This is a genomic window from Mycolicibacterium peregrinum (assembly GCF_001665625.1).
GTDB lineage: Bacteria > Actinomycetota > Actinomycetes > Mycobacteriales > Mycobacteriaceae > Mycobacterium > Mycobacterium peregrinum_B.
Genome location: NZ_LZSY01000028.1, coordinates 62,692 through 75,407 on the forward strand (window position 1 = coordinate 62,692; position 12,716 = coordinate 75,407).

General features: G+C 65.7%; 10 protein-coding genes and 1 pseudogene. 4 read left to right on the forward strand and 7 right to left on the reverse strand.

Going from position 1 to position 12,716, the window contains the following annotated elements; genetic code table 11:
• Positions 1–24: 24 nt before the first annotated feature.
• The 5 genes from A5779_RS04685 to A5779_RS04705 form a co-directional block, all read right to left on the reverse strand.
• The gene (locus A5779_RS04685) at positions 25–1,524 is read right to left on the reverse strand and encodes an amino acid permease (protein ID WP_064879431.1); all 1,500 of its coding nucleotides are present in this window, start codon (positions 1,522–1,524) and stop codon (positions 25–27) included.
• Entirely contained in the window at positions 1,524–2,585 is a 1,062-nt protein-coding gene (locus A5779_RS04690) for a Glu/Leu/Phe/Val dehydrogenase dimerization domain-containing protein (protein WP_064879433.1), read from the reverse strand. The genes A5779_RS04685 and A5779_RS04690 overlap by 1 nt, the downstream gene beginning before the upstream one ends.
• Before the next feature lie 123 nt (positions 2,586–2,708).
• Positions 2,709–6,188 (reverse strand): indolepyruvate ferredoxin oxidoreductase family protein, encoded by a 3,480-nt coding sequence (locus A5779_RS04695; RefSeq protein ID WP_082941527.1) that lies wholly within the window; start codon positions 6,186–6,188, stop codon positions 2,709–2,711.
• Positions 6,189–6,351: 163 nt separating this feature from the next.
• On the reverse strand, positions 6,352–6,834 hold the full coding sequence (locus tag A5779_RS04700; RefSeq protein ID WP_055111379.1) for an Lrp/AsnC family transcriptional regulator: 483 nt from the start codon (positions 6,832–6,834) through the stop codon (positions 6,352–6,354).
• A gap of 37 nt (positions 6,835–6,871) precedes the next feature.
• On the reverse strand, positions 6,872–7,552 hold the full coding sequence (locus A5779_RS04705; protein WP_064879435.1) for a TetR family transcriptional regulator: 681 nt from the start codon (positions 7,550–7,552) through the stop codon (positions 6,872–6,874).
• Between the two features lie 145 nt (positions 7,553–7,697).
• On the opposite strand from A5779_RS04705, the gene A5779_RS04710 reads away from it, so the two are divergent.
• Positions 7,698–8,750 (forward strand): ferredoxin reductase, encoded by a 1,053-nt coding sequence (locus tag A5779_RS04710; protein ID WP_064879437.1) that lies wholly within the window; start codon positions 7,698–7,700, stop codon positions 8,748–8,750.
• Between the two features lie 38 nt (positions 8,751–8,788).
• The gene (locus tag A5779_RS04715) at positions 8,789–9,937 is read left to right on the forward strand and encodes a fatty acid desaturase family protein (protein WP_064879439.1); all 1,149 of its coding nucleotides are present in this window, start codon (positions 8,789–8,791) and stop codon (positions 9,935–9,937) included.
• On the opposite strand, the gene A5779_RS04720 is transcribed toward A5779_RS04715, so the two are convergent.
• Positions 9,927–10,442 carry a GNAT family N-acetyltransferase gene (locus tag A5779_RS04720; RefSeq protein WP_064879441.1) on the reverse strand — a complete coding sequence of 172 codons (516 nt, stop codon included), beginning with the start codon at positions 10,440–10,442 and terminating at the stop codon, positions 9,927–9,929. The genes A5779_RS04715 and A5779_RS04720 overlap by 11 nt on opposite strands.
• Before the next feature lie 42 nt (positions 10,443–10,484).
• Between A5779_RS04720 and A5779_RS04725 the strand changes: the two genes are divergently transcribed.
• Both A5779_RS04725 and A5779_RS04730 read left to right on the forward strand, forming a co-directional pair.
• Positions 10,485–11,093 (forward strand): TetR/AcrR family transcriptional regulator, encoded by a 609-nt coding sequence (locus tag A5779_RS04725; RefSeq protein WP_064879443.1) that lies wholly within the window; start codon positions 10,485–10,487, stop codon positions 11,091–11,093.
• Positions 11,094–11,184: 91 nt separating this feature from the next.
• Positions 11,185–12,501 carry a flavin monoamine oxidase family protein gene (locus A5779_RS04730; RefSeq protein ID WP_064879445.1) on the forward strand — a complete coding sequence of 439 codons (1,317 nt, stop codon included), beginning with the start codon at positions 11,185–11,187 and terminating at the stop codon, positions 12,499–12,501.
• Between the two features lie 19 nt (positions 12,502–12,520).
• Here the strand turns inward: A5779_RS04730 and A5779_RS04735 are convergent.
• Positions 12,521–12,716 (reverse strand): annotated as a pseudogene (locus A5779_RS04735) (HNH endonuclease); the annotation flags it as partial.

The following is a 12,716-nucleotide window of genomic DNA, read 5'->3' on the forward strand; positions in this document are numbered from 1 at the left end:
GGACCCTATCCGCCGCACCTTGGTTCAGACTGACACTTCAGCAAGGTCGGTGACGTCGCGGCGTTCCGGCCGCCGCGCCAGCATCGAATGGGAGCGGCCGTAGGCGAAGTACAGCACCACGCCGATCGCCATCCAGATCGCGAAGCGCAGCCAGGTCTCCAACTCGAGGTTGAACATCAGCCACAGGCAGGAGAGTGCGGCCAGAACCGGTATCACCGGAACGAACGGAACACGGAAGCCGCGCTTCAGATCGGGCCGGGTCCGGCGCAGGACCGGGACGCCGATCGCGACGAGGATGAATGCGAACAGGGTGCCGATGTTGACCATTCCCGCAAGAGTGCCGAAGTCGACGAACGCCGCGAGCAGCGCGCACACCGTTCCCACGATGACCGTCAATCGCACCGGGGTGCCCTGCCTGCCGGTGTACGCGAGGCGGCGGGGGAGGAGTCCGTCGCGGGACATCGCGAACAGGACCCGGGTCTGGCCGAGGAACATCACCATGACGACGGTCGACAGGCCGGCCAACGCTCCGATCGAAATGATGTTCTTCGCCCAAGTGTCACCGTGCAGGGCGAATGCCGTTGCCAGGGTGGCATTGTCGCCCTGGAGCTGGGTGTACGGCACCATGCCGGTGAGGACGAAGGAGACGGCAACGTAGCACACCGTGACGATGGCAAGCGCTCCGAAGATGCCGCGCGGTACGTCGCGCTGCGGATTGCGGGTCTCCTCCGCGGCGGTGGCGACCACGTCGAAGCCGATGAAGGCGAAGAAGGCGATGCTGGCCGCAGTCAGCAGGCCCAGCCAACCGAAGCTCGAGCCGCCGGTCCCGGTGAGCCACCCGAGCATCGACTGGTGCACGCCGTCCGCTCTGGCTGACGGCTGAGCCGGCGGGATGAAGGGTGTGAGGTTCGATGCCTTGAAGTAGCCGGCGCCGACCACAAGGATCAGGACGATCACTGCGAGCTTGATCGCCACCGCGACGGCGGACACCCGTGAGGACAGCTTGGTCCCGGTCGCCAGCAGGAAACCGACGATGGCGATGATCACCACCGCACCCCAGTCGAACTTGACCGACCCGAAGTGCGCGACTGGCGACATCGATCCGCCGAGGATTTCGCCGAGGTATTGCGACCAGCCTTTGGCGACAACGGATACCGCGAGCGCGAACTCCAATATCAGGTCCCAGCCGATGATCCAGGCGACCAACTCACCGAAGGTGGCGTAGGAGAAGGTGTAGGCGCTGCCCGCGACGGGGACGGTGGAGGCGAACTCCGCGTAGCAGAGTGCGGTGAGCCCGCAGGTGATTGCCGCGAGAATGAAGGCCAGCGATACGGACGGTCCCGCCATGGTGCCCGCGGTCTGAGCGGTCAGGGTGAAGATACCGGCACCGATGACGACCGCGACGCCGAAGACGGTGAGATCTTTTGCCGTCAGATCCTTGCGTAGCTTCGAGTCGGGTTCATCGGTGTCCCGGATCGACTGCTCTATCGACTTGGTACGGAACCATCCGCCGCCGGCCGACATCAGATCGCGCCGTCGAGGCGTCGTTCGGCGAACCGGTTCCCTGCCGCACCGATGCTGATCCCCGAGTCCCGTGCCGCAGAAATGATCTCGCGGGTTCGGTCGAAAATGCGGGTCACGTCGGCTTCTACCGTTGCGCGGTCAACGCCCTGCAATTCACCGGCGACCTGCATGAGACCGCCGGCGTTGGCGACGAAGTCAGGTACCCAGGTGATCTCGCGCCGGCGAAGCAGTTGCTCGACACCAGGATCGGCGAGCTGGTTGTTGGCCGCGCCGCAGATCAGCTTCGCCTCGATGGTTTCCGCGCTCGCAGGTGTCAGGGTGGCCCCCAGTGCACACGGAGCGTAGATGTCGACGGGTGCGTCTGCCACCGAGCTCAGCAGGCGAACCGACTGATGATCGATCGAGACGCGATGCAGTGCAGCGTCGTTCACGTCGGTCGCACCTACCTCCGCGCCGTCGGCGAGCAGCAGGGCGATCAGTTCGCGTCCCACCTTGCCGACGCCTTCGACGCCCACGGTACGGCCTGCCAACGATGCCGTACCCCAGACGGATTCGGCGCCTGCGCGCATGGCGTTGAACACGCCGAGTGCGGTCAGCCGCGCGCTGTCGCCGGAACCACCAGCGGCGGTACTGCGACCGGTCACGTACGTGGTGTACTTGCCGATGACGTCGAGGTCGTCGGTGTTGGTGCCGACGTCACCCGCGGTGACGTACCGTCCGCCGAGATTGTCGACGAACCGGGCGAAGGCGGCGAACAGCTCTTCGCTCTTGTCGCTGGTCGGGTCGCCGATGATGACAGACTTGCCACCGCCCAGGTTCACCCCGGCCGCCGCGGCCTTGTAGGTCATTCCCCAGGACAGCCGCAGCACGTCCTCGAGGGCCTCGAATTCGTCGGCGTACGGGTACATCCGGCAGCCGCCGAGCGCAGGGCCGAGGACGGTCGAGTGGATGGCGATGATCGCCTTCAGTCCGGACTTCTCGTCCTCGCAGAACACGACCTGCTCGTGGCTTCTCGCACTCAGCTCGCGGGATCGGCCGAAGACCCCGAGGGTGGTGGGCATGACTGTCACTAGGGATTCCTTTCTGGTGCCGCATGTTTGGCGGCGTGGGGTGACACTGCCGCTGGGCGGCGTGGATGACGTTGCCGCATGTTCGGCGGCCGGACAGATAGGAGTGGAGGCAGGTCAGACGGTGATACCGAGGTCGCGCAGGCGTGCCCGGTACAGCTCGACGTTGCCGAGCTTGACGTCCTCGTAGCCCCGGACCAGGTCGGGCAGTCCGGCTGCCTCGACGGCGGTGTCGTAGTTGTCTGCGTTCAATGCGAGGGCGAGTCCGAGCACCATGTCGGTGTAATGGGACAGCAATTGCCGCTCCACTTTCCGGACATGGGCGTAGCCGAACGGATCCAATTTGGTGCCGCGCAGCACCTTGGCCTTGGCGAGCAGCTTCAGTGCCATATGCGATCTCGGCCCGAATCCGACCTTCTTCGAGCGGCCCATCGCCCGCAGAGCGGGCGGATGCAGCCGATAGGTCAGATTCTCACCGCCGGGCACCTGCGCCTGCACGTCGGCCAGGAAGGCCGGATCGACCAACAGGCGTGCCACTTCGTACTCGTCCTTGTACGCAGTGAACTTGTGCAGTCCCCGCGCGACGGCCTCGCTGAAGGCGGTCTCGTCGGTGACCGCACGCTCCGACTGCCAGACTGACTGCACCGCGTCGACGTAGCGCCTGGCGATTCTTGCGTTCTGGTAGCGAACCAACTCGCCGGCCCGCAGTTCGACGAGGCGGCGGACCTCGCCGTCGAAGGTGGTTCCTGCCAACAGTTCCGGGCTGGCAACGGTCGGTGTGCCTTTCGGGAGCGCTGCATCCACCGCGGCGGAGAACGCGGCCGGATCGGCGACCGCGACCCGGCCCCAGCGGAATGCCGCGACGTTGGCGGCGACCGCGACACCGTTGATGCCGATGGCCTCCTCGATGCTCGCCTCGGGCAGAGGCAACCCGCCGTTCTGGAACGCGGCACCGATGACCAGGAAGTTGGCCGCGGCCGTGTTGCCGAACAACGCCTCGGCCGCGGCGAGCGCGTCGAAATGGGTGAGTGCCCGGGTGACCACCGTGAGCCGGTCCAGCAGCGACTGGGTCTCGGGATAGGCGACCGACTTGTCGTACACCATGTCGCCGGTCGGGGTCTGGCTTGTCGAGGCGACGGCAACCGTGCGCTCCGGACTGCCGTAGGCGAGGTTGCGGCCCTCGGTCGCCGTCAGCAGGTCGATCGCGATGATGCAGTCGGCGCCACCCGGGGTCAGCCGGTTGGCGGGCTCCAAGGTGCTGGTCGAGAACCGCAGGTGGGATACGACCGGTCCGGCCTTCTGGCTGAGCCCGATCTGGTCGAGGCTCTCCACCTCGTAGCCGGCGCGCAGCGCGGCGGTGGCCAGAACCTGGTTGACCGTGACGATCCCGGTGCCACCGATGCCGGCCAGCAGGACGTTCTGAGTGCCGGTAGGGACGCCGAAGCCCGGGTCCCCGACACGCGGCGGCTCTGCGTTCTTCCGTCGGGCTGCCTTGCGGCCCTTGGCGTCCGGCGTCAGCTCCACCGTGACGAACGACGGGCAGTCACCGTCGAGGCAGCTGTAGTCGGTGTTGCACGAGGTCTGGTCGATACGCGTCTTGCGCCCGAACTCGGTATCGACGGGTTGCACGGACAGGCAGTTCGACTTGGTGCCGCAATCGCCGCAGCCCTCGCAGACCGCTTCGTTGATCACCACGCGGGTGTTGCGGGTGGGCAGGGTGCCGCGCTTGCGTTGGCGGCGGGCGTCGGCGGCGCAGTGCTGGTCATAGATGAGGACGGTGACGCCCGGGATCTCGCGCAAGACCTTCTGTGCTTCATCGAGCCGGTCGCGGTGCCAGAGCAGCGTGCCCTTGGCAAGGGCTTTCCTGTTGTGCCGCTTGGGTTCGTCGGCGCATACGATGATCTGCCGGACGCCTTCGGTGGTGAGCTTGTGGGTGAGCCCGGCAACGCCAAGTCCGCCCTCGACGTCCTGCGCGCCGGTCATGGCGACAACCTCGTTGTAGAGCAGCTTGTAGGTGATGTTCACCCCGGCCGCGATACAGGCCTGCACCGCGAGCTGGCCGGAGTGGAAGAAGGTGCCGTCGCCGACGTTCTGGAACAGATGCGGCACATCGGTGAACGGCGCCTGCCCGATCCACTGGCTGCCTTCGCCGCCCATCTGTGTCAGGCCGACGACTGCACTGTCGCTGCGGCCCGACATGGTGACGAGTGTGTGGCAGCCGATACCGCCCCCGCCGATCGAGCCCTCCGGGATCGCGGTGGAGCGGTTGTGCGGGCAGCCGCTGCAGAAGTACGCGGTCCGCTTGGCGGACAACACCTCCAGTGACAGAGCAGGCGGTGGCATGCGCTTCAACTCGACATGGTCGCGCAGCACACGGCGCAGCGGTGCCAGCAGGCGGCCGGCGGTCAGCTCACCACCGAGCGGGAACAGCGGTGTGCCGGCGGCGTCGTACTTCCCGATGATCTGGGGGGCATCAGCGGTGCCGTAGAGGATTTCGCGGACCTGAGTCTCGATGAAGGCGGTCTTGTCCTCCACGACGATCATCTGCTCGAGGCCGCGGGCGAACTCCCTGACCGACTCCCGGCCGACCGGGTATGGCATCCCGATGCGCAGCAGGCGGATTCCCGCCCGGTGCAGCGCCGCGTCGTCGACGCCGAGGTCGACCAGCGCCTGACGCACCGCGTCGAACGTCGTTCCGGTGGCGGCGATGCCGATCTTGGCGCGCATCGGGTCTACTTCGACTACGTCGAGGTCGTTCGCGGTACCGAAGGCGCGCACGGTCGCCCAGCGCGGTCCGTAGAGGTCGGCCTCGGCGAGCAGGCTGTCCGCCGGGGCGGCCATCGGGCGCTGGCGGTAGGTGAACAGCCGTCCATCCCACTGGACTTCGGGCACCTTGATGGCGAGATCGGACACTTCGGCGTCGACCGTCCACGCGCCGTCGGCGACATCGGCGACGATCTTCATCGCCACGACGCAGCCAGAGGCCCGCGACAGCGCGACACCTTGCATGCCCATCGTGATGATCTCTTCGGCGTTGCGCGGGAACAGCACCGGGATGCCCAGTGCGGCCAGGGACCGTTCGCTGACCGCAGGCACCGTCGACGACTTCGATGCCGGATCGTCGCCGACGAGCAGCAGCACACCGCCGCGTGGGTTGACGCCGTACATGTTGGCGTGCCGCAGCGCATCGGTGGCGCGGTCGACGCCGGGACCCTTGCCGTACCAGATTCCGACGACGCCGTCGTGGGTTGCCGTGCCCGCCGGGAGGTCGGTCTGGCTGCCCCAGACGGAGGTGGCGGCGAGTTCCTCGTTGAACCCTGGGGTGAAGACGACGTCGTGCTCGGCCAGTACGTTCGGCATGCCCAGGAGCATCTTGTCCACACCGCCCAGTGGGCTGCCCTGGTAGCCGGAGACGAAGGTCGCCACGCGCCGACCGGCACGGAGGTCACGGACATGCTGTTCGACCATCATTCGCGCGATCGCCTGCACCCCGGTGAGCAATACCGGGCCGGCCCCCACTCGATACCGGTCGTCGAGGTCGTACGGAGCGACGGGTTCGGTCGCGGTGAGTTCGGATCGGGACAGCACGCTGGTCACGGATAACCTCCACACTTTCCACAACTCAGATCGTGAGCTGCGAAGCGAGAACTACTAGCAATCGGTGCAGCGAAATCTGCCGTGGAGGGCGATGCGCGTCAATAGTTGGCGAAAATGTTGATCAGATTGCTCAATTGTGACGTGGAACACTGTGATCCACGCATCATTTTGTTGAGTGCTGAGTCAGATGCTGCACGAGGGGCAGGGACCGGTATTCGACCGGAGTCGCCATCGCCAGCATGGTTTCCGAATGCTTGACGCCGTCGATCCGATGCACTTCCTGGATGAGCCGCAGCAGCTCCTCTTGGGTCTGCGCGGCAATGCGGACCAGGAGGTCGGCCCGCCCGGTCGTTGCGTGCACCTCGAGCACGTGGGGGACCGCACGCAGTGCGTCGATGATGGCGTTCATCTTGTTCTGGTCGGTTTCGATACCGACGAAGGCGTGCACCGCGTACCCGAGTTCCGCCAGGTCGATGTTTGGTGGGAAGCCGCGGACCAGACCGGATTCCTCGAGCCGCTTCATGCGGGCCTGCACCGTGTTGCGGGCGACCTTCAGTCGCGACGCGAGCTCAAGTATCGGCGTGCGTGGGTCGGTCGCCAATGCCGACAGCAGCGCGGCATCGAGAGCGTCAATCTTGATGGCCATGTGGCATTTTCCCATTGCCGCGGTTCGCGCGGTGAAGTCAGCCGCTACTCCAGCCGGCGACGCCGACCACGATCATGCGGAGCTGCTTACGTGCGTTCTGCTTGATATCTTCGAGCGCCTTCGCGTCGTTGGCATCCTCGATGGATTCCGCCGTGACCATCATCGAGTTGACGAACAGCCCGGACAGGATGTTGAGATCCTCGCTGCTCCACGTGGTCAAGCCGGGAAGCCGGGCCAGGTCGATGGCCAGCTCTGAGGTGATCAACCGGATTTCCGTGCGGATCGCATAGCGCACGACGGTGACTCCGCTGTTGCGTTCCCGGCTGATGAAGCGCCAGTGCTCGGGCCGTTCACTGACGCTGTTGAACAGGATGTCGACCGAGGACTCGATGATGCGCTTGGGGTCGAGCTGGCCGGCGCGACCCCGCCGGAGCATCTCCCGGAGGGCGCGGAAGGACTCATCGATCAGCACCAGGCCGAGCGCGTCCATGGTTTCGAAGTGCCGGTAGAAGGCGGCAGGCACGATGCCGGCCTCCCGGGTGACCTCACGCAGGCTGAGCGCGCTGAAACTGTCCTCTTCGAGCAACTTCAGGGCGGCCGTGATGATCGCGCGGCGGGTGGCTTCCTTGCGCTCCTCGCGAGACAGATTGTCCTTGGGTCGGGAGCTTGACGAGCGGCTTGACCGCCGGTCTCGTGAACTGGGGCTACGACTGTTCACCGAAAAAAGCTAGCACAGAGACATCGAACGCCTGATTGGAACGATTGTGTATGACATGTTGGCACATTTGTTCACCACGTGATCCGCACAACAACCTGGGTATTAACCCTTGACGTGAACGTATCGATGGACTCATCGTGTACATATGTTCACCGAAACTTTGAGCCGCCGGGTCCGGCGCTCCGCCCTGGTTGGGATCCTCACCGGCCCGCATGGCGTGGACCGGTACACCGAGGTTTACGACCGCACCTGGACCGTCGATGACGCCCGCGCCAGGGTGGTCGCCGTCCGCAAGCAGACGCCACGCAGCGTCACCCTGACCCTGCAGCCCAACGACGCCTGGCGGGGTTTCAAGGCCGGCCAGCACATCAACCTGACCGTGGAGATCGACGGCCGCCGCCGCACCCGGTGCTACTCGCCGGCCAACGCCGAAGGCAGCCCCGTCATCGAGTTGACCATCGGTCTGCACGACGGCGGACTGGTCTCGCAGTACCTGTACCGCAACGCAGCGCCCGGTATGGTCCTCGGCCTCGACTCGGTCGGCGGCGACTTCACACTTCCGGAGCAGCGCCCCCGCCGCATCCTGTTGGTTTCCGGCGGCAGCGGCATCACGCCGGTGCTCTCCATGCTGCGCACCCTGCGCGAGGAGAACTTCGATGGTGAGGTCGCCTTCATCCACTACGCCCGTAACCCCGAAGAGGCTGCGTACGCGACAGAGCTGGCCGCGACGCCGGGCGTCACGGTGCTGCACAGCTACACCCGCTCGGACCGGGGCGATCTGACCGGGTACTTCGGTCCGGACCATCTGGCCGCCGCGATGCCGAACCCCGACGCGGTGTTCGTCTGCGGCCCACCGGCTCTGGTCTCCGCGGTCAAGGACCTGCTGCCCGGAGCCCAGTCGGAGAGCTTTGTGCCGCCGGTGATCGCCGTACCGACCGAGGTGTCCGGCGGAACCGTCGCCTTTACGGAAAGTGTCGTCACAGTCGTCGACGACGGCCGCTCGATCCTCGAGCAGGCCGAGGCCGCCGGACTGAATCCGACGAGCGGTTGCCGGATGGGGATCTGCCACACCTGCACCCGCAGGAAGATCAGCGGTCCGGTGAAGAACCTGATCACCGGCGCGGTCTCGACAGACCCTGACGAGAACATCGAAATCTGCGTGAGCGCCCCCTGCGGCGACGTCCAGATCGACCTCTAGACACCTACTTTCAGCCCTTTTCGAAGAAAGGACACACCATGACTCACTACACCCTGACCCCTGAGCAGTTCGAGACCTTCGGTGCCGAACTCGACTCCATCCGTGAACGCGCCCTCGCCGACCTCGGTGAGCGTGACGCCACCTACATCCGCGACATCATCAAGATGCAGCGCAAGCTCGAGGTTGGCGGCCGTGCACTGCTGTTCCTGCCGCCGGCCTGGCCGATCGGCACGGTGATGCTCGGGCTGTCGAAGATCCTCGACAACATGGAGATCGGCCACAACGTGATGCACGGCCAGTACGACTGGATGGGTGATCCGGCGTTGCGCGGCCAGAACTTCGAGTGGGATTCGGCGTGCCCGTCCAATCAGTGGCGGCACTCGCACAACTACATGCACCACACCTACACCAACATCGTCGACATGGACCGCGACATCGGTTACGGCGTCCTGCGCATGAGCGAGGACCAGAAGTGGAGCCCGTACTACCTGGGCAATCCGTTGTACGCCTTCCTGCTGATGGTGTTCTTCCAGTACGGCGTCGCGCTGCACGAGCTCGAGACCGAGCGCATCCGTACCGGCGAAATCCGCCTGCGGGACAAGAAGGACATGCTGCGCGAGATGTGGGCCAAGGTGCGCAAGCAGACCGTGAAGGACTATGTGGCCTTCCCGCTGTTGGCAGGCCCGTTCGCGCCATTTGTGTTCGCGGGCAACATGACCGCCAATCTGATGCGCAACGTGTGGTCCTACACCATCATCTTCTGCGGCCATTTCCCGGAGGGCACGCACGAGTTCACCATCGAGGAGACCGAGAACGAGACCCGCGGGCAGTGGTACTTCCGCCAGTTGCTCGGCTCGGCAAACCTGACCGGCGGCAAGTGGTTCCACATCTTCAGTGGCAATCTGTCCTTCCAGATCGAACACCACCTGTTCCCGGACATCCCGGCGCATCGCTACGCCGAGATCTCCGGCGAGGTGAAGGAGATCTGCCAGCGGTACGGCCTGCCCTACAACACGGGTCCGATCCACAAGCAGTTTGCCTCCGTGGTGCGCAAGATCGTGCGACTGGCGTTCCCCTGGGGCGGCACGCCCAAGGATGCTGCCCCCAAGGAGGTCCCGGTTGAGGAGCCGGCTGCCAAGGAGCCTGCATCGCAGCCGATCTGCGAGCCCGAACTCGTCAACTGCTGACCGACAGGCTGCACTGCAGCAGCACCGTGTCCAGCCACCGTCCGTGCTTGTACCCGACCGCACGCAGTCGGCCCGCCTCGGCGAAACCGTGTTTGCGGTGCAGGGCAAGAGATGCCGCCGCCTCGTCGGTGTCGACCACCACGGCGACGACCTCACGGATGCCTGCCGCAGTGCAGCCGTCCAGAAGTCCTTGTAGCAGGAGGGTTCCGATGCCGCGGCCGGCGGTTTGTGGTGCGAGGTAGATCGAGTTCTCCACGGTGTGCCGATAGGCCGGGCGCAGCTTCCACGGCGAGCAGTAGGCATAGCCGACGATCTCATCGGCGAGTGTCGCGGTGAGGAACGGCAATTCACGTTCGCGGGCGGTCGCCAGCCGACGCTCCCACTCTTCGCGGTGCGGTGGGATCAGTTCGAACGTGGCGACCCCGGTCTCGACATGGTGGGCATAGATCGCGCTGATCGCATCAAGGTCGTCCGGTGACGTAGCGCGGACGACGGTGTTGGCCATATTTTCACCTAAGCTGTCGCTCAGTTGAGGGGAGAGGTTCCGATGGCCTACGTCAAGGCAGCCGAGCGTCACGAGCAGATCGTCGCGGCAGCGATCCGCGTGCTCAGTGACGTCGGCGTGCCGGGGACGACCCTGCGCGCAGTCGCGGCGGAGGCGGGCATCCCGCTGGGCACCTTGCACTACGTGTTTCCCTCCAAAGATCAGATGCTGCGCGCCGTCATCGTCGCCGTCATCGACGATGTCGTCGCCACGGTGCACGGCAGCCTGGAACTCGACCAAGGTCTTGCACACGCCCTGAGACACGGTGTCAAGACGTTCTGGGAGGCTCTCGTCGAAGGTGACGTCGGCGTGCAGGTCATGCAGTACGAACTGGCGATGTACTCCGTACGCAGTGAGGGCTCTGAGGGGCTGGCGCGGCTGCAGTACGACCGGTACACCGCGCTCGTCACCGAGTTCTGCGAGCAGGCGGCGAACGCCGCGGGCGAACGCTGCGCTGTCGAGTTCGCCACGCTGGGCCGCCTGGGGCTCGCGATGCTCGACGGGCTGATCATCCAGTACGTGGCGAGCCGGGACCGTCAGCGCGCGCGCCGCGACCTCGACCGCGCGATCCAGATGCTGGTGACGCTCGCGGACCCGCAGCCTTCGGCCTAGTGGCCTGAGGGGCGGCGCCGGGCTGTCCTCCTCTGGTCTTCGCGTGCTATAAAAATCGGACGGTTGACCGACTTAGAAATGGCGGATCGTCATGACGACACGAGATGACGCAACGGAACAGGCCACGGTGGTCGTGGTCGGCGCAGGGGTATCGGGGCTGATGGCAGCCCGCGAGCTGCACCGTCGCGGGATCGACGTGCTGGTGTTGGAAGCTGCAGACCGGCTCGGCGGCCGAACGATGAGCGAGACGACCGCCCTGGGGTCGACGGTCGACCTCGGTGGTCAGTGGATCGGCCACGGGCACCACCGGCTCGCTTCGCTGGTCGACGAGTTCGGTCTCACCAGCTATCAGATGCACACGGGTCCGATGCCCGGCCTCATCGCCCGCTCACGTCGGCTGTCGGCGGTATCGCCGGCTGTTCTCATGGCCGCATTGGCGCTGGCCGGTGTAGAGGTGTTGTCCCGCACCGGAGTTCCGCAGGGGTGGAACGACAAGGCTGTGGACTCGTGGCTGCGCCGCGTGCCGGGCCGCACCGCACGCCGGCTGCTGGAAGTGATTGCGGCGGTGTCGTGGACTGCCGATCTGGATCGGCACTCGGTCTACGCGATGGCGCGAATGGTCCGCCAGCAGGGCGGCGTGCTCACCATGCTGTCGACCAAAGGAGGCGCGCAAGACTCCCTGCTCGTGGAGGGCATGCGAGGCTTGGCCGATGGTTTTGCTGCCGAGCTGGGTTCGCGGATCCGCTTGGGGCATAGGGTCGTAAAGATCAGTCGCAGTGAAACTGGCGTGACGATCCAGTCCACCGCGGGCGAGGTGCGAGCCGCCAAGGTCATTGTCACAGTGCCGGCGCCAATGGCGCGGTCCATCACCTACCAACCACCGCTGCCGCCTGAACGGACCCGGCTTGCGGATGGCACGTATATGGGATCGGTTTACAAGGCGATTGCGGTCTACGACCGCCCGTTCTGGAGGCAGCGCAAGGGTGGCGAGCTCATCGTCCTCGACGGCCCGGGTAGCGGCGTGTTCGACACCAGCCCGCCGGACGGTCCGGGGCATCTGTGTGTACTCATCGGCGGACCCGCGGCCCGTCAACTCGATGGCCTCAGCGCCGATGAGCGTCGCAGGGCCGTGCTGGAACCCTTGATCGGTCACATCGGGCCAGAGGTGCTTGAGCCTGTCAGCTGGCACGAGAAGTCCTGGCAGACCGATGAGTACGTCGGCGGCGGCTATACGGCGTTGCCGATCGCGGGCATCCTGGACGGGCTTCTTCAGTGGCCCTTCGAGCCCGTTGGCGAGATCCATTGGGCGGGAACTGAAACCGCGAGCGATCACGCGGGCTACATCGAGGGCGCCATCGAATCCGGTACTCGGGTGGCGCAGGAGGTCGCCCAGGCGCTACCTGCGTAGCCGCCGTTGATTGCCCTGTTCAGAAGGGTGGTGGTGGTCCGTACTCTTCGGCGAGCCAGGCTTGGTAGTCGCGTTCGGTGGCGAGGTCGTTGTTGAGTTCGGCGCGTAGGCGTCGTTCCTCGGCGATGCGGTCTTGGCGGTCTTGTTCGCGGGTGCGTGAGCGTTTGGGCATCTTGACCGCGCGGTTCGGATTCGAGTTCGGGGTCGCCGCTTCG

Excerpts from the sequence above, each read along its gene's own strand:
- A5779_RS04685 (WP_064879431.1), bottom strand. The coding sequence starts at position 1,524 with ATGTCGGCCGGCGGCGGATGGTTCCGTACCAAGTCGATAGAGCAGTCG.
- A5779_RS04690 (WP_064879433.1), bottom strand. The coding sequence starts at position 2,585 with ATGCCCACCACCCTCGGGGTCTTCGGCCGATCCCGCGAGCTGAGTGCG.
- A5779_RS04700 (WP_055111379.1), bottom strand. The coding sequence starts at position 6,834 with ATGGCCATCAAGATTGACGCTCTCGATGCCGCGCTGCTGTCGGCATTG.
- A5779_RS04710 (WP_064879437.1), top strand. The coding sequence starts at position 7,698 with ATGTTCACCGAAACTTTGAGCCGCCGGGTCCGGCGCTCCGCCCTGGTT.
- A5779_RS04715 (WP_064879439.1), top strand. The coding sequence starts at position 8,789 with ATGACTCACTACACCCTGACCCCTGAGCAGTTCGAGACCTTCGGTGCC.
- A5779_RS04720 (WP_064879441.1), bottom strand. The coding sequence starts at position 10,442 with ATGGCCAACACCGTCGTCCGCGCTACGTCACCGGACGACCTTGATGCG.
- A5779_RS04725 (WP_064879443.1), top strand. The coding sequence starts at position 10,485 with ATGGCCTACGTCAAGGCAGCCGAGCGTCACGAGCAGATCGTCGCGGCA.
- A5779_RS04730 (WP_064879445.1), top strand. The coding sequence starts at position 11,185 with ATGACGACACGAGATGACGCAACGGAACAGGCCACGGTGGTCGTGGTC.